We start from the raw sequence: 19,571 nt of genomic DNA on the forward strand, positions 1-19,571 counted from the left end.
CTCTCCGTTCGCCCGGCTCGATCGCCGCATCGCCTCTTTTATCGGGCCTCGCTCCGCACCGGCGATGTGAAACCGGGTGGTTTCAGGGCCAGCAGGCTGCACCCTATCTTCCGCACCAGGTTCTCGGCGGTATTGCCTATGACGAATCCGGGGATGCCGGTGCGGGCGACGGTGCCCATGACCAGGAGATCAATGCCCTGGGCGGCAACATAGTCGGGAATGAGTTGATCGGCCGGCCCCTGGGATGATGAATGCTGGGACGGGTGTTCAGGTCCGCGAGGCGAATCAGCTTTGCGAGTTCAGCCCGGTGCCGGCACCGCTCCTCCGTCACGGCCTGCTGCAGCTGCCCGTCGTCCGATCCACTGGCAAATACATGATTTCGCAGATACCCCTCCAGCGCGTAATCCCAGCAGGACAGGACACTGAGGCGAGCGCCCAGCAAGTCGGCAATGCCGTCGGCCAGCTGCAGCAGATGACGGGCCAGCAGCCCCTCTTTCGACTCCCGCGGGTCGATGGCCACCGCCACCTGAAAGCTGCCGCTTTCGGTACCGCCCCTGGGCCGGTGCAGCCAGAGCGGAACTGGACACTTGCGCAGCAAGCCCATGTCCAGAGCCTGGAAGCCCCGCCCATCGGTACCCGAGGCGGCGGCTTTGATGACCAGGTCATGGCCGTTGCGCAGCACTTCCTGAACGATGCGCACATCCGGCGCATGACCGCCCTCGACGCGCACCGATACAGGCCCAGAAGGCGCCGGCGCTCCGGTCGCCTGGGCCTGTTGCAGACAGGTCTCGGCCTGCTGCGCGAGAAACGCTTCGAAGGCGGGCAGATAGGTGGAGCTGGCATCGGGCACACCGGAGTGCACGACCAGAATATCCAGGCTTGAGGCGTTGGCGCCAGCCAGCACCAGTGCCTGTTTCATGGCCTCCAGATCGCCGTCCCGTCCCTCGCTGACGAAAAGTATTCGCTTAAACACCCTGGCCTCCGGTTCCGTGCTGCTATGCCGATTGATATCAGCGAATGCCTACAGTTTAGGAGCAAGGCATAAAAACGATATGAGAGGGATCAACGAAAGCTGCTGGGCAGCTGCGGATACCGGCCCCGATGCATGTCCTTGCAGTTCATCGCGACTGCCGGCTCTTCTCCGCCTGCCAGTCGCGGACCTTCTGCGGCCAGCGACTCTTAATATAGGCCAGCACGGCCCAGATCTCGTCATCACTGAGCCGGCCGCCGAAGCCCGGCATATCGCTCTCGTAATCCGGCGGCGCCCAGGGCGGCACCATGCCGTCGCGAATGATGCCGAACAGCATCCGGTCCGGATGGTGCCAGGTATGGCCGTTCTGGTTGTGGGGCGGCGCCGGCATGCGCCCGCTGGGCAGCCGCTTCTGCCAGTCCGGCTGGCCCTGCAACTGGCCGCCGTGGCAACTGGCACAGCTGGCCTCGTAGACCGTCTTGCCGGTCGCCACCTGGGCGGCATCGGAGGGGTCGGCCCGACCGCTGTCGGCCGGCCACCACTGCAGCGCCAGGCTGGCGACGATCACCGACAGGCCGATGACCAGCACCAGCCAGGACAGCAGACGCGAACGTCCGCGGGATACCTTGCTCATCCCGGTCTCCTATTCGGTCGCGTAGACTTTGGGCATGCCGCCGTTCAGCTCGTAGATGCTGAACGGCCCCGACTTGGCGCCACCCATGCCGGGGGAGCCGGCCGGCATGCCGGGCAGGGCGATGCCGCGGATATCGGGGCGCTCGGTGAGCAGCCGGCGGATTGACGCCACCGGTACATGACCCTCGATGACATAGCCGTCGATGAGAAGGGTATGGCAGCTTTCCAGCGCCTGGGGCACGTCCTGCTCGCGCTTGAAGGCGCTGAGGCGGTCGCTCTCGATCACCTCGATCTCGAAGCCCTGGGCGCGCAGGTAGTCGGCATGGCCGCTGCAGCAGCCACACTGGGGGTTCTTGTACAGGGTGCCGGTCGGGGCTTCGCCGGCCTGGAGCAGCCCGGCCAGGGACAGGCCCAGTGCCAGGACAAGGGAGTTCAGTTTTTTCATGATGCGGATTCCACGGGTTTATCGCACCGCCGCTGCAGTGCGAGGTCGACTTGTTGATTTCCGGCCGCAACAGGGCAGACCGGAGAAGTATCAGACGGGAATCGGCATCCGGGGAGGCTGAGGCTCCGGCGCGGTACCGGGGCCGGGATGGTAGAGGGGAATCTGCGCATGCTCGGCACCCGGAGCGGCAACGGCACCGGGCGGGCTGTCACTGCCGACCATGGCCGCCATGGTACTGCAGACACCGTCGGTGCAGTCCGGCATCAGGGAGGTTTCACCGCAGTCGTCGCAGTGTAACGATTGCGACATCAGCATGCTGTCCGCCGTGGCCGCATCGACGCCCGGCCGCACCTGCGCCAGCTGCAAGGACAGCGCCAGCATCAGGACGATCAGCATCAGGGCCGCCAGCGGGCGGTAGGCACGGAGGTTCTTCATCACCCGGATTAAAGCACGGGTTCCCGGCAGCGACAAGGCACCGCCCGCCACCGCCAGCGGCGCTCGGCGCACTTACGCCTTACGATTCACGTAATAGTAATTCTGGATATCGTGCTCGAGCTGGTGCACCTCGGTGCGCCCGAATCCTGCTTCCTGCAGCATGCTCAGTGCCAGCTCGCGCCCCCAGACGGTCCCGAGCCCGCGTCCGCCCTGGCCCAGCGATACCGACATGCAGTGCATGCAGGAGATCGCGTAGAGGGTCGGCGCCAGCGGATGGCCGACATTGTTCTCGAGGCGGCTCGAAGCGGCGATATCGACCATCAGGAAGACGCCGTCCACCTTCAGGGCCTCGTTCACCACCGCCAGTACCCGCTCCGGCCGGGCCTGATCATGGATCGCATCGAAGGCCGTCACCAGATCGAAGCGGTCGCGATCGTCGAGCCGGCTGACATCACGTACGGCGAACTCGATATTGCCCAGCTGCAACCGGTCGGCTTCGCCCCGGGCATTGCCGACCGCCTCGTGCGACAGGTCGTAGCCGACGAAGCGGCTGGCCGGATAGCGTTGCGCCATGGCGATCAGGGCCCGGCCGGAGCCGCAGCCGAGATCGAGCACCTCGATGCCGTCGCGCAGACGCGCGTCGAGGCCATCCACCAGCGGCAGGATATGGGAGAAGAGGTTCATCACCACGGACTGGCCGCTGTCCTCGGCCATTACCCGGTGAAAGCCGGGATACTCCTCGTAGCGAAGGCCCCCGCCCTTACGGAAGCACTCCAGAATACCGCCCTCGACCGTGCCGAGCATCGGCATGAACTGGGCCACGACGGCGAGGTTGTTGGGGCTGGCGTCGCGGGTCAGAAAGGCCGCATGGGAAGGCGGCAGGTGGTAGAGCGCCGCATCGGGGTCGTACACCAGGATCCCGGACACCACCATGGCCCCCAGCCACTCCCGAACATAACGTTCATTAAGACCGGCCCGTTCGGCGATCGCCTCGCTGGTCGCCGGCTCCAGGCCGGCCAGGGTGTCGAACAGGCCGCTCTGATGTCCCAGCGACAGCATCTGGTTGATGGCAGCACCGTTGATGATATCGAGCACTTTTTCGGCAAAGGCCTCTTCGGGCAGTATCTGAGCACAAAGACGACACATGGGCTTTTCCTCCAGCCTGGGTTCCGGTTTCGGGGCGACACCTCGCCATCCCGCACATGCATCCTGTACCCGGAGTGTCAAACAAAGGCCGTCGTGACCGTCAACACAGCGTCAAAACCGGTGCATCGCAGCCGGCCGACCTTTCGTCCCAGCCGGTGTCGTAATAGCATGAAGCAAGATGACAACGGGACAAGAAGGTGGCCGGACTCAGACTCACCCTGCTTGGCGGCTTCGAGCTGACCGATACCCGCGGCAAGAGCCGCCCGATTCGCAGCAAGAAGGCGATGGCCCTGCTGGCCTATCTGGTGCTGTCGCCGGGCAATCAGCGACGCGAACGCATCGCCGCCCTGCTGTGGCCAGACAGCGACGAGGCCCAGGCCCGCCACAGTCTGCGCCAGGCGCTGGTCAGCCTGCGCAAGGTGCTGGGCGAAACCGCCCTCATCACCGATGCCGAAAACCTGTGTCTCGACCCCGGCTGCATCGATGCCGATACCACCCGCTTCAACAGGCTGCTCGGGCTTCGGGAGGCCGACGCCTGGTCCGAAGCCGCCACGCTCTGCGGCGGCGAGTTGCTCGAAGGCTTCCAGAGCCGCAGCTATCCGTTCGAGGACTGGCTGCAGCTGCAGCGTGAACATTACCGCCGCAAGGCGCTGGATCTGCTGCAGCAACTGCTCGACGAGTATATCGGGCAGAACCAGTTCAGCAAGGCACTCCATCTCGGTGCCCGACTGTTGATGCTGGACCCGCTGCGCGAGGACGTGCACCGCCAGTTGATGCAACTCTATGCCCAGCAGGGCCAATACAACCATGCGTTCCGGCAGTACCAGCTCTGCCGCAGCCTGCTGCGCCGCGAACTCGACATGGAACCGGACCAGAATACGCGCAACCTCTACCAGCTGCTGCAACATCGCCGTCAGCAGTTGAGCCGGGCCTCGCCCAGCCGTCCCCCGAAACGCCCGAAGCACCGGCACCCAGTACCGAAACCAAGGTTCTGACCGTGCTGGCCGTGCAACTGCACGACGACGCCCTGCTCCTGCCCGGGCAGGAGTCGACGCTGGCAAGCCTGTGCAACGGCTTTGGCGGCACAATGCTGGACAGCGGACAGGGGGATCTGCGGCTGGTGCTGTTCGGCCTGCCGAAGGTGCGGGCCGATGACAGCGAACGCGCCCTGCGCTGTGCGCTGCAGCTGCTCGACTGGGCTGCGGAACAGGCACTGTCGCTGGCCATCGGCCTCGGCCAGGGTCCGTTGCAGCTGCAGCATCCACAACCCGAGCAGCCGCCGCGGAGCGCAACGGGCCCCGCGCTTCAGGAGAGCCGGCGCCTGGTCGTATTGGCCGACGGGCCGGGACTCTGGATCGGCGAAGCCCTGTACCGGGCCTACCGGCCCCACCTCGAGGCCCGCCGCTGTGTCACCACCGGCGGCTGGCAGGTCAGCGGCTACCGCCCGCAACCGGCCGGCATCACCCCTTTTGTCGGCAGGCGCCTGGAACTGCAGCAGCTCGGGCTCTATCTGCAGGGCGTGCACGAGGCGGGATGCGCCCATATCGTCTATATCCGCGGCGACGCCGGCATCGGCAAGAGCCGCCTGCTGGAACAGCTGGGCAAGCGTGCCGAAGCCGAGGGGTTTCAACACCGGGAACCGAGGTGCTGCCCACGGCACAGCACAGCGACCACTATCCACTGCAACAGCTGATACGGGAGCTGCTGGCGCTGCTGCTGCTGCAGCCGGTCGAGCGCGGCCGGCTCGGAGCCGCCGTCGATGACTATCAACGCCGCTTCGGACCCTTGCCGGGACTGCCCGAACTGGCGGGACTGGCCACCGACGGACAGACACCGGGAGCGGAGTCCCCGTCACAGCATGCCGCCCTGGAAACACTGCTGAACCAGCTCAGCCCCTCGGCGCCCTTGCTGATCACCATCGAGGACATACACTGGGCCGATGCCGCCACCATGGCCGCCCTGACGGCACTGGCCCGGGCGGGCGCCGGCTGTCCGCTGCTGCTGGTGCTGACCAGCCGCTTCGAAGGCCACCCGTTCAGTCCGCATTGGCGTTCCAGTCTCGGCGAGCTGCCCCTGCTGACCCTGGATCTGACGCCGCTGCGGACGGACGACACGCAGCAGCTGATCCGGGCCCTGGGCCTCGATCCCGACAGCGAGATGGCGCAGCGCTGCCAGCAACGCGCCGGAGGCAATCCCCTGTTCCTCGAGCAATTGCTCTGTTTCGGCGAAGGGCAGACCGGCAGCGAGCTGCCGCTGCGCATCGCCAGCCTGGTCGCCGCACGCGTCGACAGTCTCGACGCACCCGCGCGACGCCTGGTCCGGCTGGCGGCGGTCCTCGGCCAGCAGTTCGGCAGCGAGGACCTGCTGACACTGGGCGATGCCGAACCGGCACTGATCGAGCGGCTGATACAACAGCGTCTGCTGCGCCTGCGCGACGGGCAGTTGCAGTTCGCCCATGCACTGTTGCAGGAGAGCCTCTACGCCCAGCTCGGCCGCCAGGAGCGGCAGGAAGCCCACTACCGTGCGGCACGTTTCTATGCCGGCCGCTCGCGGGTGCGCGAAGCCGAACACCTGATCCATGCCGGCGACGCACAGGCGGTACCCCGTACCCTCGAGGCGATCGCCCAACTGCTCGAACACCAGCATCCGCAGCGCGCGCTCTGGTTTTGCGAACAGGTACTGCCGCTGGCTGTCGACGAAGAACGCTGGGCACTGCACCAGCAGCAGGCAGAAGCCCTGACCCGGCTGGGTCGGATAGACGAGGCGATCGCGGCCTTCGACCAGGCGATCAGCCTCAGCGACGAACCGGCGCGCCAGGTCGACAGCTGGCTCGGCATCGCCAATGCACAGACCATCCAGGACCAGTTCGACGAGGCGCTGCAGTCGCTCGACCACGCAGCCCGCCTGAGCGATGGCCTGTCGTGCCAGCAGCAGGCGCGCCTGCATATTACCCGCGGCCGCATTCTGTTTACCCTGGGCCGGCAGGAGGACTGCCTTGACGCCAGCCTGCGGGCTCAGGAGCAGGCCCGCCGCTGCGATGATCCGCGCTGGCGCGTGCGGGCACTCAGTGGCGTCGGCGACGGCTATTACATGCTGGGACAGATGGGCCAGGCCTGCGACCACTTCCGTCGGGCCATCGAAGAAGCGCTGACCCGGGACCTGCTCAGCGAAGCGGTCAACAACTACGCGATGGTCGCCACCTGCCAGCTGTACCAGCTCGACACCGGGGCCGCGCTGCAGAGCCTGGCCACCGCCGAGCGGCTGTCGAAGCGCCGTCCGGAGCCCCGCTCCGGCATGTTGCTGCTGAGCCTGCAGGGACTGCTGCACCACTTCGCACGGCGCGACCGCGGAGCCGCCAGGGACTGCTTCAGTGCCAGCCTGCACCTGGCCCGGCAGCTCGGCGCCCGCCGTTTTATCGTCGACGGCCATGCACAACTGGCCTACATGGCGCAACAGGAGGGCGACCGGTCCGGTTTCGAGCAGCATATCGCGGCCGCCGACGCCAGCCTCGAACCCGGCGCCCGCCACTTCGTACAGCCCTGGTTGCGCGCCATAGAGGCCATGGGCCAGACCGATGCCGCGACGCGGCACGAGCGAATGGCCCAGGCGCTGGCGCTGCTGACACCGGAATGCCTGCCCCACTGCCACCTGCATGTGCATCAGCTGCAGATCGACCTCGCCCTGGCCGACCAGGATCTGGCGGCACTGCGCGAGGGCTGCGATGCCCTGCTCGCCTATGCCCGCGGCCGGGACCTGCGCTGGGCGCATTTCTACGCCGACCGCGCCCTGGCGCTGGCCGAGGGCCGGATCGACGCCGGCCGGCTCGAACAGGAGCTGCGCCAGACCGGCCTGCTGCATTGCCTGAGCTGGCTGCGGTAGCGTTTTACCGCTGCCGGGTTCCCGGATTGCCTGCAAGCGCCCCCGCCCGTACATTGAAGGCCCGACTTCTCCCGATTGACGCTGGATTGACGCCGCGCCGCACCGCACCTTGACGCCAGCCCGTCAGACTGCATGCAAACGGGAGGCTGACCATGACGAATTCACGAACGCTGCGCCACGAGCTGGCGCGAACCCTGGCCATTGCGGCCCCGCTGACCCTGGCGTCACTGCTGTCGATGGGCATCGCCATTACCGATGTGCTCATGATGGCCTGGCTCGGCACCGCGGAACTCGCGGCCGGCGCCGCCGTCAGCGACTTCTATTCGATCGTTTTCTATCTTGGCGGCGGCGTTATCGGCGCCCTTTCTGCACTGCTGGCCGAATGCCGGGGCGCTGGCCGGGAGCGGGAAGTGGCGGGCTGGATCGGCCAGAGCTTCCAGCTGGCCCTGCTGCTGACCCTGCCCTGCGCCCTGTTGATCAGCCTGTCACCGCGATTGCTGGCGCAGATCGGAGCGGAGCCCGCCATCGTCGATGCCGCCTCCGATTATGCGCCGATGATGGCGCTGACCTGCGCCCTGCTACTGCTGGTCCGCGTCTGGCACCAGTGTTTCGCTGCCTGGGAACAGACCCGGGTCATCCTGGGCGGAATGCTGCTCAGCCTACCGCTCAATGCCCTGGGCAACTACGGACTGATGTACGGACGCTGGGGCCTGCCGGAAATGGGGTTGGCCGGCATCGGTCTGTCGTCCGCACTCTGCGCCGCCGTCCTGCTGGTCTGGCTCAGCCTGATGGCCCACCGGGCCAGCTGGTATCGCCCCGTCGGCCGGGCACTGCTGCAGGTGCACCGGGCGCGTTTGCAAAAACTGCTGCGTCTGGGGCTGCCGATCGGCATGACCAGTCTGGGCGAAACCGGCATCTTCCTGCTGGCGACGCTGCTGATCGCCGGCTTCGGCATCGACCAGCTTGCGGCCCATACCCTGACGCTGCGCCTGGCCGGTGTGCTCTATGCCGTTCCGCTGGGTTTGGCGCAGGCGGCCACGGTCAGGGCCGGACTGGCCCTTGGCGCGGGCGACTCCGGCCGGATGCACCGGGTGCTGAGGGTCCAGCTGTGGCTGGCGCTGCTCTGGGGTCTGCCGCTGGCGCTGCTGCTGGCCGGCGGGCGGGAATCCCTGATTATCTGGCTGCTGCCGCAGGCCGAACGCGGGCTGCCGCTGTTCGAAATTGCCGCAGCGCTGCTGTTGCTGCTGGCCGTAGCGCAGCCGGCGGACAGCCTGGCCACCCAGACGACCGGTTATCTGCGCGGCTTGCAGGATACCCAGAGGCCGATGCAGCTGATCCTGGTAAGCCACTGGCTGCTGGCGTTTCCGCTGGCACTTCTGCTCGGCTACGGCGCCGGACTCGGTGCCATCGGCATCTGGCTCGGCCTGGGTACCGGTATCCTGCTGGCCAGCACAGCCCTGCTGTTGCGACTGCGTCAGCAGTTGAAACGCCCCTGGGTGGGGACGACCCTCGCGGCGCGATAGCGGTATCGGTCCGTACCTTATCCGGATATCGATAATTTAGGCAATATTCCCAAGGCATAACGCAACTGCGGAACCTAAGCTTAGAGGGCATCTTGGATACTGAAAGGGCACGATCAGCGAGTTGTCGATCACGCAAAGCCACGGGTTCCGTCTCGGAATAGCCGGGTTGCCACACACAGGTGTGACAACGGGAAGGAGTTCTCCCCGCTTGCAGACATTTCGGCCGCCCGCTTTCAGCTCTGCCAGCCCGATGCTCCTCCCGCTGCAGCGATTCCGGCATCACCGGTTGCGACACAGACGGAGGAAACAACCATGCTGTCACGCAAAGCGGACCCGATCAGCGACGAGCGCTGCCCCGTACTGCTGGTATCGGGCCATGGCTGGCGTCCGGGGCCGGCACTGGCCCGGCAACTGAACCGGGAATACCGGGTGGAGATTGCCGACCAGTCGGCACTGCCGCGACTGCTGCAGCAGTTGGCACGGATCGACGGTCCCTGCCACCTGATCGGGCACGCCCACGGCAGCGTTCCGGCATTGCAGGCCGCACTGGCCCGCCCGCAACAACTGCTGTCGCTGACCCTGGTGAATCCCGCCGCCTTCAGCCTGCTGCGCCAGCTCCACGACTGGGAAAGCTGGGAGGCCGCAAGCCGGTTCGCAAGCCATGTCATCGCGTTGCACGCCGCCGGCGCCACGGCGCTCGCTGCCAGGTCTTCGTCCAGTTCTGGTTCGGGCGCGTCATCTGGTGGCTGCTGGGACCGAAGCAGAAAAGCCAGCTGCTGCGCCGGCTGCCAGGCATCGTCGATGAACTCGCCGACCTTTACCGCAATGCCTTGCACCCCCATGACCTGCTGTCACTGCCCATGCCTGTGCACCTTGTCTGCAATCGTCAGACACCGCAGCCTTCTCGCCGCCTGGCCGAACAGATGCAAACGCTGATTCCCGTCGCCACCCTGAGCCTGATCGATCGGGGCAACCAGGGTGTCGACTCGAACGGCGCCACGCGGATCCGCGACGGCATCGTCACCGGCTCGCGCGCCAGGATAGCGGCAGCAAACCCGCCCTTGCGGTGAATGCGGAGCATTCGGCCTGGAGCGACGTCACCTGACAGATTCAACCCTTTCGGTACTGAAAAGCCTGCGAAGTGCGGCCAAATGCCGACAAAGATTGCCTTGAACCCGAGGGCGTCTTATCCTTGTCGGTTTTCCCGACAGAACCGTCTCTGCAATCGGGCGGGTTCAGGTTCCGGGCTCCCGGCAACCCGCCCGATCGATCCTTAGAATCTCCTGACAGGACAAGGTAATGAGTGCAAAAGTCGCCATAGTGATGGGCTCCCGTTCCGACTGGCCCACCATGAAAGAGGCTGCCGACATTCTCGACACCCTCGGTGTGTCGTACCACGCCGAGGTGGTCTCGGCTCATCGCACCCCGGACAAGATGTTCAGTTTCGCCGAGGAAGCGGCCGAGCGCGGCTTCGAGGTGATCATCGCCGGCGCCGGCGGCGCCGCCCACCTGCCCGGCATGATCAGCAGCAAGACCCTGGTACCGGTGCTGGGCGTACCGGTTCAGAGCAAGGCACTGAGTGGCCTCGACAGCCTCTATTCCATCGTCCAAATGCCCCGCGGCGTGACCGTCGGCACCCTGGCGATCGGCGGCGCCGGCGCTTTCAATGCCGGTCTGATGGCGGCGCAGATCCTGGCTACCCGCGATGAGGCGCTGCGCGAGCGGCTGCAGCAGTGGCGCAGTGCCCAGTCCCAGGCCGTCCTGGACAACCCGGACCCGAGGAGCTGAAGCATGCTGCCACGTATTGCCGTCATCGGTAACGGCCAGCTCGGCCGGATGCTGAAACAGGCCGGCGCACCGATGGGACTCGAGGTCCTGCCCTGCGACCCGTCGCTGGAAGAGCCGGTGGCGCTGAACCCGGACGATGTGGTGACCGTCGAACAGGAACTCTGGCCCGACACGCCGCGCAGCCGGCTGCTGACGGCCCATCCCGGCTTTCTCAATGCCCGCGCCACCGAAGTGATCCGCGACCGCCTGAGCGAGAAGAGCCTGCTCGACCACCTCAAGGTCGGCACTGCCCCCTGGTGCAATATCACCCCAGACCACACCACCGAACACCTGGCGCTGGTCGGCGACAGGCTGGTCATCAAGCGTCGCCAGGGCGGTTACGACGGCCGCGGCCAGTGGCGCTGGAAGCAGGGCGAGCCGGCTCTGGACGAGTGGCTGGGCGAATGCATCGCCGAGAAAATGATTCCGTTCGACGAGGAAGTTTCGCTGGTCGGCGCCCGCGGCCACGACGGCCAGTGCGTCTTCTATCCGCTGACCCTGAACCTGCATCAGCAGGGCATCCTGCACGCCAGCGTCGGCGGACTGAAGCGCCTGCAACCGCTGCAGGCGATCGCCGAAGAGTGGCTCACGCGCATCATGGTCGAGCTGGATTACGTTGGCGTGATGGCGATGGAATGCTTCATCGTCGACGGCACCCTGCTGGTCAACGAACTGGCGCCGCGCGTGCACAACAGCGGCCACTGGACTCAGGCCGGCGCCAACCCGAGCCAGTTCCAGCTGCATCTGCGCGCGGTCGCCGACCTGCCGCTGTTCACCCCGAGGTCGACGGCCTCAGCGTGATGTGGAACCTGCTCGGCCGCGACTGGTCGACGCAGTGGCTGGCGGTACCGGGCTGCGATGTCCACTGGTATGAGAAGGAGGTCCGCCCGGGCCGCAAGGTCGGCCACGTCAACCTGCACCGCAATTCGGTTGCCGAGCTGCAGGAAAGCCTCAACCAGCTGGCCGCCATGCTGCCGGAAGAGGAGCGCAGCCCGTTGCTCTGGGCGCTGCAGGAAATCGGAGCCGACGCCTGACGTTGGCATTGCAGTATCGGGCACAGCAAGACCTGCCACTCGGAGCACTCGGGGTGGCAGGGGTCCGTCGGCGCACGGTGCCCGGGAAGCGCGGTCAATGGGCTATCCACGCGGATTCGACCGAACCAGCCAACGCAGCCCAAGCGTCACGCTGCTGTTCTTTTGAGGTGCCCTGCTGTCTCTGCACACCGACTTGAACCGCCATCTGTTAAACATTCCCCCATACCCCGGCCTGCCTCGTCACGATCTGAATTCTCGCACGGTACCGGTTTTACCTGTTGTTCCGCCCCCCTGGTCCACTGACAGCAGCCGCTGCCGACGCCCATGCGACCACTGTCGCCGATCGCCTCCAGCCTGCAACCCTCGAAAAAATACGCTGCCTGATTCTACTTCGCCTCCCCATCCCCAGCCACTCGATAAGCCCTTGAACATGGGGCGTTTATCCGGAAGATGACACTCAAACGTAATATTTCAAACACGATGTCGCCATTTTTATACTCTATACAGTCTGTGTGCAGTTGCGAAACAATAGGTCAATTCTGAGCCATGGGAGTCGCTTCGTCGCTGCCGGATAAACAGAGTTTTCAATGCTCTGGATGTTTCGGAATGAAAGTACAGGACTATTAAGCAGCCAGTCATGTCATTCCGACAATCATTATAAAGAGCTCTATTTAGCTGTTTTTTCTGATTTTTCTAAATTGAGCGCTCAGCGGCAGCTTCAGGTTACCTAATTCCCAGTGCAGCTACTGAAGCGCTCGTTTGAGCGCATTATGCATAGTCGAAAATCCCGTGTCTCTGATTTAACACACTATACAAAGCTAACGCTGTCGCGTAAAAGACACAGTATTAAAACGTACGTTTGAAACAAGACATTTTAACTGGGCGTGAGGGAAAGTCCGTATAACCCTGGGGCGGTAGCGTGTCTGAATCGGATCAGCTGCCGCTCAGGCCGGGTTTGGCCGGGCACCTTGCGCATATCTTCAATCGGCAACGCAGCACCGGAGTGACCCGGTGTCGAAGGGAATCAACGATGTTTGAGCAAAAGTCACCCTCTCATCATCCGCGCGGCCTGACCTTCTGGATCCAGTGGCTGGTCGCCATGACACTGACCTCGGCGCTGCTGGGGTTGCTGACCTGGCTCAAGACCGGCGACATTGAGGCCCAGTATCGCATTCTTGCGGTGCTGGCGATTCTCGGATCAGTGCCGGCCTATACCTTCTCGAAGGCCTACGACCGTACCCGTGAAGGCTCAATCAGCGGTCTGGTCAGGCTTCTGGCCGGCTGGCTGCTGCTGCTGGCCATGCTCTCGGTCGTGGCCTTCGTCAGCAAAACCAGCGAACTCTATTCACGCGAGGTGTTGCTGAAATGGGCCATGCTGAGCTATCTGGTGCAGGCCGCAACCTTCCTACCGCTGCATGAGCTGTCGCGAAGCTACCATCAGCGTCTGCGGGAAAAGCGCCGGGCGCTGATCATTGGTACCGACCGGCTGGCCTCGCAGCTGGCCGACGTTCTGATCGACGAGCGCCGCGAGCCGGTCCGCGGCCTGGTACGGCTCGATTGCGAGCTCTCCGGCAGTCCGGGCCGGCTACCTGAACTCGGCACCGTCTCTCAGATCCGCCGCATCATCGCCGAACAGCAGATCAAACGGCTCTATGTTGCGCTGCCGTTCAGCAAGATGAACCAGATCGAGCAGCTCTACATCGATCTGCTCGACGTCCAGGTCGATGTCGTCTGGGTACCGGATCTCGCGTCGCTGGTGCTGCTGAACCAGTCGGTCTCGGCAATCGGGGCCTGCCGGCCATCCACCTCAACGAAAGCCCGCTGACCTCTCAGCCGCGGGGCGCCTTCGCAAAGGCCGTACTGGACCGCAGCATTGCGCTGCTGGCCATTCTCGCGCTGAGCCCATTGCTGATCGCGACCGCCATCGCAGTCAAGCTCTCGTCGCCGGGGCCCGTACTGTTCAAGCAGCAACGCCATGGCTGGGACGGCGAGATCATCAAGGTGTGGAAATTCCGTTCGATGCGGGTCCATCAGGATAACCGCGTCAAGCAGGCAACCCGCGACGACCCCGGATCACCCCGGTCGGACGCTTTATCCGCCGCACCTCGATCGACGAGCTGCCACAGCTGTTCAATGTGCTGTTCGGCGATATGTCCCTGGTCGGACCGAGGCCCCATGCGCTGGCCCACAACGACTACTACGCCGACAAGATCACTGCCTACATGGCACGTCATCGCATCAAACCCGGCATCACCGGCCTGGCCCAGATCAGCGGCGCCCGCGGCGAAACGGAAACGATCGACAAGATGGCCAAAAGGGTGGAGTTCGACCTGAAGTACATCAGCAACTGGTCGCTTTGGCTGGATATCAAGATCCTGCTCAAGACGCCGTTGTCGCTGCTGTCGAAGGATATTTACTGAGGTCGCCGTACATTTTGCAGGAGTAATGTGCGAGGGTGTGCTGCTGCGATCCACAATCGGATGCCTCTCGCGCGATAGACCGGCAACACCGTGTTTGAATGAAATACTAAGGATTTATGGATGTTAACCAGATTAAAATCGGTATGGGATACATACAGCAATCCCGACAACATTATCATTTACCAGATGGGCAAGGTCGGTTCCAGCTCTTTAGAGAAATCGATACCCAATAGTATCCATACTCATATGATGTACGGCAATTCCCCATGCCATGTGCATCTCGATCAGCGTCGACGCGGCCTCAAAAAGGCCGTGGGTTTCATTGGAGACTCCATCAAGCGGGCGGCAGTCATGCAAAGGGATGAAATCAAGATCATCACCCCGATTCGGGAGCCGGCCGCCCGAAATGTATCCATGTTCTTCCAGGACCTTGCTCACTGGATATATCACTATTGCGACCTGGGAAACCACGACAATCGTTTCGACGACTCCCGGTTTCTCGAGAAGGTTTTTCAGGATGCGTTCGATCACAAGTACGCCCTGGACTGGTTCGACACTGAGTTCCGCAGGTTTACGGGCGTCGATATCTACGCGACCCCCTACAATAAAGAACAGGGATATATGGAAATCAGGCAGGGCAAGTTTCATATATTGATTATTGACTCCAAGAGAATCAAAGAAAACATCTCCATCATCGAAACGTTTTCCGGTCGCAAAATCGATATCCAGGATAGCAATATCGCCGATAACAAGTGGTACGGACTTCTCTACAAGGAATTCAAGAAAAACTTCGACATGGAGCGGTACAAGAATTCACTTCAGAGTCACCGGTTCTATGAAAAATTCTACACCTGATTCAGTATTCATATTCTCGTCAAGACTCAGCAGTGCCGGCGGCGCGGAGAAGGTCGCTATCGACTCCGCCATGCTGCTCGCTGACAAGGATATAAAAGTTTTCTTTTCCACCGCTTCCGTAGAAAACCCCGAGATATCGGAGGCGCTGGAGAGCCGAGGGATAGACGTCACGCCGATCAGCATGAGCCGTTCCGTCAGGAACCTCCTCCGCAAGGGCGACAATAAAAATGCTGCCGAGAAAGCCGTCTTGCAGCTGACCGACCTTCTGAATATCAAGGCGGCGTTCAGCCTGTACCGGCAGATCAAAGATAGGTCTCCAACGGTGATCCACTTTCATAAAATAAGGTCGGTATCCCCGCTGGTATTCATGGCCGCCAGACTGGCGGCACCCAAGGGCGCGAAGATCTTTTATACATGCCATGACTACGAGTTCTTCTCCTTCAACGCCAAGCGGATCGGAGGTGCCTGTCAGGGTATCTATTACTACCTTTTCAGAAAGCCATTCGAGTACTGCCTAGACAAAGTGGTTACGCCGTCCAACTTCGTCAATGACAAAATATCCAGCTACGCATCGAAGGACAAAGTCAAGACGGTCCATAATTTCTTCGACAAGGAAATAAAACAGGTAGAAAAGATTGAGAACAAGTTTTGTTTTATTGGCCGACTCGAAAAAATAAAGGGTATCGATAACCTGCTGCGGGGCATAAGCCAGGTCGAAGCGAGCGATTTCGAGCTCTACGTGATCGGTACCGGCTCCCTGCAGGATGAATTGAAAGAAAAATACGGGTCCGATACCAGGATAAAGTTTACCGGTAAACTCGAGCACACTGAGGTAATCGCACACCTCGAGAGCTCGTCCGTCTCTTTCATCCCCTCCTGCTGGGATGAGTTTTTCGGCCTGACGGCGCTCGAGTCGATCGCCTCCGGTTGCTTTGTCGTTTACAGCAACCAGGGCGCGCTTCCTGAAATATTCACGGAAACAGATAGAAGTTCAGGCTACATGCTGGAGGCGGACGACTTCTCCAGACCGGAAAAAATACGCCGTGCCGTTTTTGAATCGAAGAAATACAAGCCTGCGGTGGACAAGCTGACGAAAGATCTGAAAAAATTCGAGGCACAGCATGCTGTCGATACCATGCTAGAAGTGTACGCGCAATGAGAGCAAAGATCTTATATTCCATCCCGGTATTTTGGTTTGCGGGCGTTGCATCGCTGGCGTATCACGCGGTATCTGTTTTTCTATTTTCGTCCAAGAGCGAGAAAACTAAGATACCGAAGCTTCTGCTCCCTCTGCTCGTATTCGTGGCTGTATACGTTTTTTCACTGGCGGCCAACTTTTACCAAAGCCCCGTTGATCGATTCGTCGCGTCGATATACAACCTGAGCCTTTGGGTCTCCGGCATAATGGTTGCCTCCAGCTACTTTGTTTATTACAACCAGATAGAAAAGCAAGCCAAAGTACTGCTTTTCAGCATACTGGCTGCTGCTCTACTGTGCTTTTTCACGAACAGTGAAATCGTCTTAAAGTCTTTGGTATCGATGGCTATATCGACGGACAGCCTACCGCCGTTGATCAAAGACACTGTTATGCTAAAGGTATTCACCAGCGACTGGTTCGACGCGTCGGTCAACTATCGGAACTCGATATTCTCGCCGTACTCCACTGCGACCGGTGCCATGGCCATCATTCTGCTGGCCATCGCCACCAACAACATCAGTTCCAGGTCCAGGGAGTTCTTCTTCCTGTTCGTCGTCGCCTTTATTTGTGCGGCCTCCACGTTCTCCAGGATATCGGTTTTCGTCGTCGTACTCTATGCCGTATTGAGGCTGTACCTGGACCTTCCAAGGAACTACCGCAAGTTTTTGCTTTTTTCGCACCCGTTGCCATCGGCCTTTGTCTGCCGGAAATTTTGGCGACTATAGACAAGATAAACGAACTTCGAGGCGGCAGCTCATCCATCCGCTTCAACATGTACGCCGAAACGTTCAGGTTGACCATGGAGTCAAACCCCATATACGGGATCGCCGTAAAGCCGAGGGATTACTTTTTCATTCCCTTGGGCTCGCACTCCACCTACCTGGGTGCTTTTTTGAAAACGGGCGTAATTGGTATGCTCTGCCTGATTTATTTCAACCTGAAGTTTTGGAAATCTTATTTTTCCATCGTACTAAAGCCCAAAAGCCAGGCAATGAGCAACACCACGGCGGCTCTCTGTGCGCTTTCCATTTTCTTTTCTCTTGAAGATCTCGATGCGGCACAGGCGCTGTCATTTCTCTATTTCGTACTTGTTGGAACACATATAGGTAACATAAAGTCATGCAATGGGAACAGCTAGAAGGAAAGATCACGACCTTTTTAAACCCATTTTCTTACTTTATAACGAGGGATTATAAAGAGCTCAAGGAATTCCAGGTGCTGTACGATGGCGTATCGCTATGCGTCCTGGAATCGATCTTTGACGGCAGCTCCGTGAAGCGGAAAAGGTACAGCTTCGATGATACATCCCTCGCGCCGGTGGTCTTTTCGAATGCTGTCAGGCGTTCCCTGAGCGTCGGCATCATCGGCTCCACCGAGGAGACCATCTGCAAAGCCAGGACGTTGATCGAGAAAAAGTACCCGGGCATTCACATACCTTTTGCGTATTCGGGCTACCTGGATGCCGATCAGTACGCCAAAGCGGTCGAGGACCTGTTCGGGTGCGATATCGTGGTGTGCGGCATGGGTACGCCGAACCAGGAAGCGCTGCTGCTTCGCCTTAAATCCCGAGGCTGGCACGGCACGGGCTTCACCTGCGGCGGTTACTTCGATCAGTTCTGCTCGACCTCGGGGGCGGACTACTACCCCGCCTTGATCGACAAGCTGAACCTCAGGTGGGCGTATAGACTGTACAAGGAACCCCGAAGGCTTTGGAAAAGGTACCTGCTGATTTATCCGGCCGGCATGAGCATTTTCATTCAGGAAAAGCTCCGGGCCCTGTTCAGAAAGCCCGGTGCTCAGGAACCATGAGTTTTCCGCAGGCGACCCCGGAAGTCCGGCCATGCGGCCGCGGACCCCGATTTGCAGACTCTATTAGGACGTTGATAACCAAATGAATGCGTTGGTCGACAGAGCTGGCGGTGGCCGCGCACTGGCCCTGGATACGCTGCTGGCCTTGACGGTGCGGGTACTCGGCGCCGGCGCCGGATTCCTGATGAGCCTCGTCATTGCCCGCACCCTGGGCGCGGGCGAGGCGGGTTATTTCCTGCTGGCGTTTTCGATCGTCACCTTCCTGGCGGCCGTCAGCCGCCTGGGTCTGGACAATGTCGTGCTGCGCTACACCGGGGCCGCCGCACCGGACAGGGATATGCGTACCGTCCGCCTGGTCCTGGGCCGCTGCCTGCTGCTTGCCGGCGTTGTTTCGGCGAGCGTCGCGGCGTTGCTGGCGTGCCTTGCGGGCCCGCTGGCGGAATGGGTTTTCGACAAGCCGGCACTGGCGCCGGTACTGCGGGCCATCGCCCCCGGGCTGGCGGGGCTGGCGCTCTTCACCCTGGTGGCCATGAGCCTCCAGGGGCTGCGCCGGGTCATCGCTTCGGTCGCGACGCTCAACATCCTCTGCAGCCTGTTTCTAGTGGCCGGGCTGCTGCTGTTCGCGCTGGCCGACGCCAGCCAGGCGGCCTGGACCTACAGCGCGTCGGCCGCGCTCACGCTGGTGGCCGGGCTCCATCTCTGGGCCCGCGCCACCCGGCACCAGGGCCGGATCCACGATCCCGTGAGCTGGCGCCAGCTGCTGGAACCAGCGCTACCGCTCTGGATCGTACTGGTGCTGGGCCAGGCAATTCAGTGGGCGGGGCAGTTCATCGCCGGCGCCTACGTGAGCCCCGAGCAGCTTGCCCAGCTCGCCGTAGCGCAACGCACCGCCATGCTGACCAGCTTCGTGCTGACGGCGGTGAACCTGGTGGTCGCGCCACGCTTTGCAGCGATGCATAAGAAAGGCGACATAGACGCAATGCGCCGGGTCGCGCTGACCTCGGTACGTCTGATGCTGCTGGCGGCCACGCCGATGGTCGCGGTCATGCTGCTGCTTCCCGACCGGCTGATGTGGCTGTTCGGCAACGAATTCGTGGAGGGGGCCCATTTGTTGCAGATCCTGGCAATCGGGCAATTCATCAATGTCGCCACCGGCTCCGTCGGCTTTCTGCTGTCGATGACCGGACACGAAAAGGACCTGCGCAACAACCTGCTGCTGGTGGCCCCGTGCAGTGTGCTTCTAAGCTTCCTGGTGATACCCGTCTATGGCGCGACGGGCGCTGCGGTAGCGACGGCGGTTGCGGTTGCCGCGCAGAACCTGATGGCGGTGTACTGGGTACGCAAACGCCTCGGTTTCAATACACTGGCGATCTGGCGGCGATAGACAGCCGGCCGAT

22 protein-coding genes, 1 pseudogene and 1 riboswitch are annotated in these 19,571 nt (G+C 62.1%); of the genes and pseudogenes, 17 read left to right on the forward strand and 6 right to left on the reverse strand.

Translation table 11 applies throughout. The features are described 5' to 3' along the window. Positions 1-38 precede the first annotated feature (38 nt). From ACFQDL_RS10910 to ACFQDL_RS10935, 6 genes are all read right to left on the reverse strand, one after another. Entirely contained in the window at positions 39-221 is a 183-nt protein-coding gene (locus ACFQDL_RS10910; protein ID WP_379913015.1) for a universal stress protein, read from the reverse strand. Next, complete coding sequence (locus tag ACFQDL_RS10915; RefSeq protein ID WP_379909043.1) at positions 137-973, reverse strand: universal stress protein; 837 nt, start codon at positions 971-973, stop codon at positions 137-139. Before ACFQDL_RS10915 ends, ACFQDL_RS10910 begins: the two co-directional genes overlap by 85 nt. A 145-nt stretch (positions 974-1,118) precedes the next feature. Further along, positions 1,119-1,604, reverse strand: a complete 486-nt coding sequence (locus ACFQDL_RS10920) for a c-type cytochrome (protein ID WP_379909044.1) — start codon at positions 1,602-1,604, stop codon at positions 1,119-1,121. 9 nt (positions 1,605-1,613) lie between these two features. After that, on the reverse strand, positions 1,614-2,048 hold the full coding sequence (locus ACFQDL_RS10925) for a DUF411 domain-containing protein (protein ID WP_379909045.1): 435 nt from the start codon (positions 2,046-2,048) through the stop codon (positions 1,614-1,616). 90 nt (positions 2,049-2,138) lie between these two features. Further along, positions 2,139-2,555: a hypothetical protein gene (locus ACFQDL_RS10930; RefSeq protein WP_379909046.1), complete on the reverse strand. Its 417-nt coding sequence runs from the start codon at positions 2,553-2,555 to the stop codon at positions 2,139-2,141. Then, entirely contained in the window at positions 2,556-3,629 is a 1,074-nt protein-coding gene (locus ACFQDL_RS10935; protein WP_379909047.1) for a class I SAM-dependent methyltransferase, read from the reverse strand. A 197-nt stretch (positions 3,630-3,826) separates the two neighbouring features. Between ACFQDL_RS10935 and ACFQDL_RS10940 the strand changes: the two genes are divergently transcribed. From ACFQDL_RS10940 to ACFQDL_RS11020, 17 genes and pseudogenes are all read left to right on the forward strand, one after another. Continuing rightward, the gene (locus tag ACFQDL_RS10940; RefSeq protein WP_379909048.1) at positions 3,827-4,624 is read left to right on the forward strand and encodes an AfsR/SARP family transcriptional regulator; all 798 of its coding nucleotides are present in this window, start codon (positions 3,827-3,829) and stop codon (positions 4,622-4,624) included. A gap of 2 nt (positions 4,625-4,626) precedes the next feature. Continuing rightward, positions 4,627-5,322, forward strand: coding sequence for an AAA family ATPase (locus tag ACFQDL_RS10945; protein ID WP_379909049.1), 696 nt, complete (start codon positions 4,627-4,629; stop codon positions 5,320-5,322). Next, complete coding sequence (locus ACFQDL_RS10950) at positions 5,274-7,508, forward strand: AAA family ATPase (protein ID WP_379909051.1); 2,235 nt, start codon at positions 5,274-5,276, stop codon at positions 7,506-7,508. The genes ACFQDL_RS10945 and ACFQDL_RS10950 overlap by 49 nt, the downstream gene beginning before the upstream one ends. 152 nt (positions 7,509-7,660) lie before the next feature. Then, on the forward strand, positions 7,661-9,031 hold the full coding sequence (locus ACFQDL_RS10955; RefSeq protein WP_379909052.1) for an MATE family efflux transporter: 1,371 nt from the start codon (positions 7,661-7,663) through the stop codon (positions 9,029-9,031). Positions 9,032-9,127: 96 nt separating this feature from the next. Continuing rightward, positions 9,128-9,205, forward strand: a riboswitch (cyclic di-GMP riboswitch). Positions 9,206-9,343: 138 nt separating this feature from the next. Beyond that, on the forward strand, positions 9,344-9,967 hold the full coding sequence (locus ACFQDL_RS10960; RefSeq protein WP_379909053.1) for an alpha/beta fold hydrolase: 624 nt from the start codon (positions 9,344-9,346) through the stop codon (positions 9,965-9,967). Further along, positions 9,955-10,101 carry a hypothetical protein gene (locus ACFQDL_RS10965; RefSeq protein ID WP_379909054.1) on the forward strand — a complete coding sequence of 49 codons (147 nt, stop codon included), beginning with the start codon at positions 9,955-9,957 and terminating at the stop codon, positions 10,099-10,101. Before ACFQDL_RS10960 ends, ACFQDL_RS10965 begins: the two co-directional genes overlap by 13 nt. Before the next feature lie 229 nt (positions 10,102-10,330). Then, positions 10,331-10,819, forward strand: coding sequence for a 5-(carboxyamino)imidazole ribonucleotide mutase (gene purE / locus ACFQDL_RS10970; protein ID WP_379909055.1), 489 nt, complete (start codon positions 10,331-10,333; stop codon positions 10,817-10,819). 3 nt (positions 10,820-10,822) lie between these two features. Further along, entirely contained in the window at positions 10,823-11,659 is an 837-nt protein-coding gene (locus ACFQDL_RS10975; protein WP_379909056.1) for an ATP-grasp domain-containing protein, read from the forward strand. Next, positions 11,659-11,892, forward strand: a complete 234-nt coding sequence (locus tag ACFQDL_RS10980; RefSeq protein WP_379909057.1) for a hypothetical protein — start codon at positions 11,659-11,661, stop codon at positions 11,890-11,892. The genes ACFQDL_RS10975 and ACFQDL_RS10980 overlap by 1 nt, the downstream gene beginning before the upstream one ends. A 1,030-nt stretch (positions 11,893-12,922) precedes the next feature. Continuing rightward, on the forward strand, positions 12,923-13,717 hold the full coding sequence (locus ACFQDL_RS10985) for a nucleoside-diphosphate sugar epimerase/dehydratase (protein ID WP_379909058.1): 795 nt from the start codon (positions 12,923-12,925) through the stop codon (positions 13,715-13,717). Between the two features lie 80 nt (positions 13,718-13,797). After that, positions 13,798-14,312: pseudogene (locus ACFQDL_RS10990) on the forward strand (exopolysaccharide biosynthesis polyprenyl glycosylphosphotransferase). 120 nt (positions 14,313-14,432) lie between these two features. Then, the gene (locus ACFQDL_RS10995; RefSeq protein WP_379909060.1) at positions 14,433-15,167 is read left to right on the forward strand and encodes a putative capsular polysaccharide synthesis family protein; all 735 of its coding nucleotides are present in this window, start codon (positions 14,433-14,435) and stop codon (positions 15,165-15,167) included. Further along, positions 15,148-16,326: a glycosyltransferase gene (locus ACFQDL_RS11000; RefSeq protein WP_379909061.1), complete on the forward strand. Its 1,179-nt coding sequence runs from the start codon at positions 15,148-15,150 to the stop codon at positions 16,324-16,326. Before ACFQDL_RS10995 ends, ACFQDL_RS11000 begins: the two co-directional genes overlap by 20 nt. Beyond that, positions 16,323-17,090 (forward strand): hypothetical protein, encoded by a 768-nt coding sequence (locus ACFQDL_RS11005; RefSeq protein ID WP_379909062.1) that lies wholly within the window; start codon positions 16,323-16,325, stop codon positions 17,088-17,090. The genes ACFQDL_RS11000 and ACFQDL_RS11005 overlap by 4 nt, the downstream gene beginning before the upstream one ends. Beyond that, a complete protein-coding gene (locus ACFQDL_RS11010) occupies positions 17,078-17,503 on the forward strand; it encodes a hypothetical protein (protein ID WP_379909063.1) in 426 nt (141 codons plus the stop codon). The genes ACFQDL_RS11005 and ACFQDL_RS11010 overlap by 13 nt, the downstream gene beginning before the upstream one ends. Further along, positions 17,485-18,174: a WecB/TagA/CpsF family glycosyltransferase gene (locus ACFQDL_RS11015; RefSeq protein WP_379909064.1), complete on the forward strand. Its 690-nt coding sequence runs from the start codon at positions 17,485-17,487 to the stop codon at positions 18,172-18,174. Before ACFQDL_RS11010 ends, ACFQDL_RS11015 begins: the two co-directional genes overlap by 19 nt. An 82-nt stretch (positions 18,175-18,256) precedes the next feature. Next, positions 18,257-19,558, forward strand: a complete 1,302-nt coding sequence (locus ACFQDL_RS11020; RefSeq protein WP_379909065.1) for an oligosaccharide flippase family protein — start codon at positions 18,257-18,259, stop codon at positions 19,556-19,558. Positions 19,559-19,571 lie beyond the last annotated feature (13 nt).

Origin of the sequence: Marinobacterium aestuariivivens, from assembly GCF_042661465.1 — a bacterium.
Lineage (GTDB): Bacteria > Pseudomonadota > Gammaproteobacteria > Pseudomonadales > Balneatricaceae > Marinobacterium_A > Marinobacterium_A aestuariivivens.

Excerpts from the sequence above, each read along its gene's own strand:
- ACFQDL_RS10960 (WP_379909053.1), top strand. The coding sequence starts at position 9,344 with ATGCTGTCACGCAAAGCGGACCCGATCAGCGACGAGCGCTGCCCCGTA.
- ACFQDL_RS11000 (WP_379909061.1), top strand. The coding sequence starts at position 15,148 with ATGAAAAATTCTACACCTGATTCAGTATTCATATTCTCGTCAAGACTC.
- ACFQDL_RS10985 (WP_379909058.1), top strand. The coding sequence starts at position 12,923 with ATGTTTGAGCAAAAGTCACCCTCTCATCATCCGCGCGGCCTGACCTTC.
- ACFQDL_RS10965 (WP_379909054.1), top strand. The coding sequence starts at position 9,955 with ATGCAAACGCTGATTCCCGTCGCCACCCTGAGCCTGATCGATCGGGGC.
- ACFQDL_RS10925 (WP_379909045.1), bottom strand. The coding sequence starts at position 2,048 with ATGAAAAAACTGAACTCCCTTGTCCTGGCACTGGGCCTGTCCCTGGCC.
- ACFQDL_RS11020 (WP_379909065.1), top strand. The coding sequence starts at position 18,257 with ATGAATGCGTTGGTCGACAGAGCTGGCGGTGGCCGCGCACTGGCCCTG.
- purE (WP_379909055.1), top strand. The coding sequence starts at position 10,331 with ATGAGTGCAAAAGTCGCCATAGTGATGGGCTCCCGTTCCGACTGGCCC.
- ACFQDL_RS10980 (WP_379909057.1), top strand. The coding sequence starts at position 11,659 with ATGTGGAACCTGCTCGGCCGCGACTGGTCGACGCAGTGGCTGGCGGTA.
- ACFQDL_RS10935 (WP_379909047.1), bottom strand. The coding sequence starts at position 3,629 with ATGTGTCGTCTTTGTGCTCAGATACTGCCCGAAGAGGCCTTTGCCGAA.
- ACFQDL_RS10955 (WP_379909052.1), top strand. The coding sequence starts at position 7,661 with ATGACGAATTCACGAACGCTGCGCCACGAGCTGGCGCGAACCCTGGCC.
- ACFQDL_RS10975 (WP_379909056.1), top strand. The coding sequence starts at position 10,823 with ATGCTGCCACGTATTGCCGTCATCGGTAACGGCCAGCTCGGCCGGATG.
- ACFQDL_RS10995 (WP_379909060.1), top strand. The coding sequence starts at position 14,433 with ATGTTAACCAGATTAAAATCGGTATGGGATACATACAGCAATCCCGAC.
- ACFQDL_RS11005 (WP_379909062.1), top strand. The coding sequence starts at position 16,323 with ATGAGAGCAAAGATCTTATATTCCATCCCGGTATTTTGGTTTGCGGGC.
- ACFQDL_RS11015 (WP_379909064.1), top strand. The coding sequence starts at position 17,485 with ATGCAATGGGAACAGCTAGAAGGAAAGATCACGACCTTTTTAAACCCA.
- ACFQDL_RS10920 (WP_379909044.1), bottom strand. The coding sequence starts at position 1,604 with ATGAGCAAGGTATCCCGCGGACGTTCGCGTCTGCTGTCCTGGCTGGTG.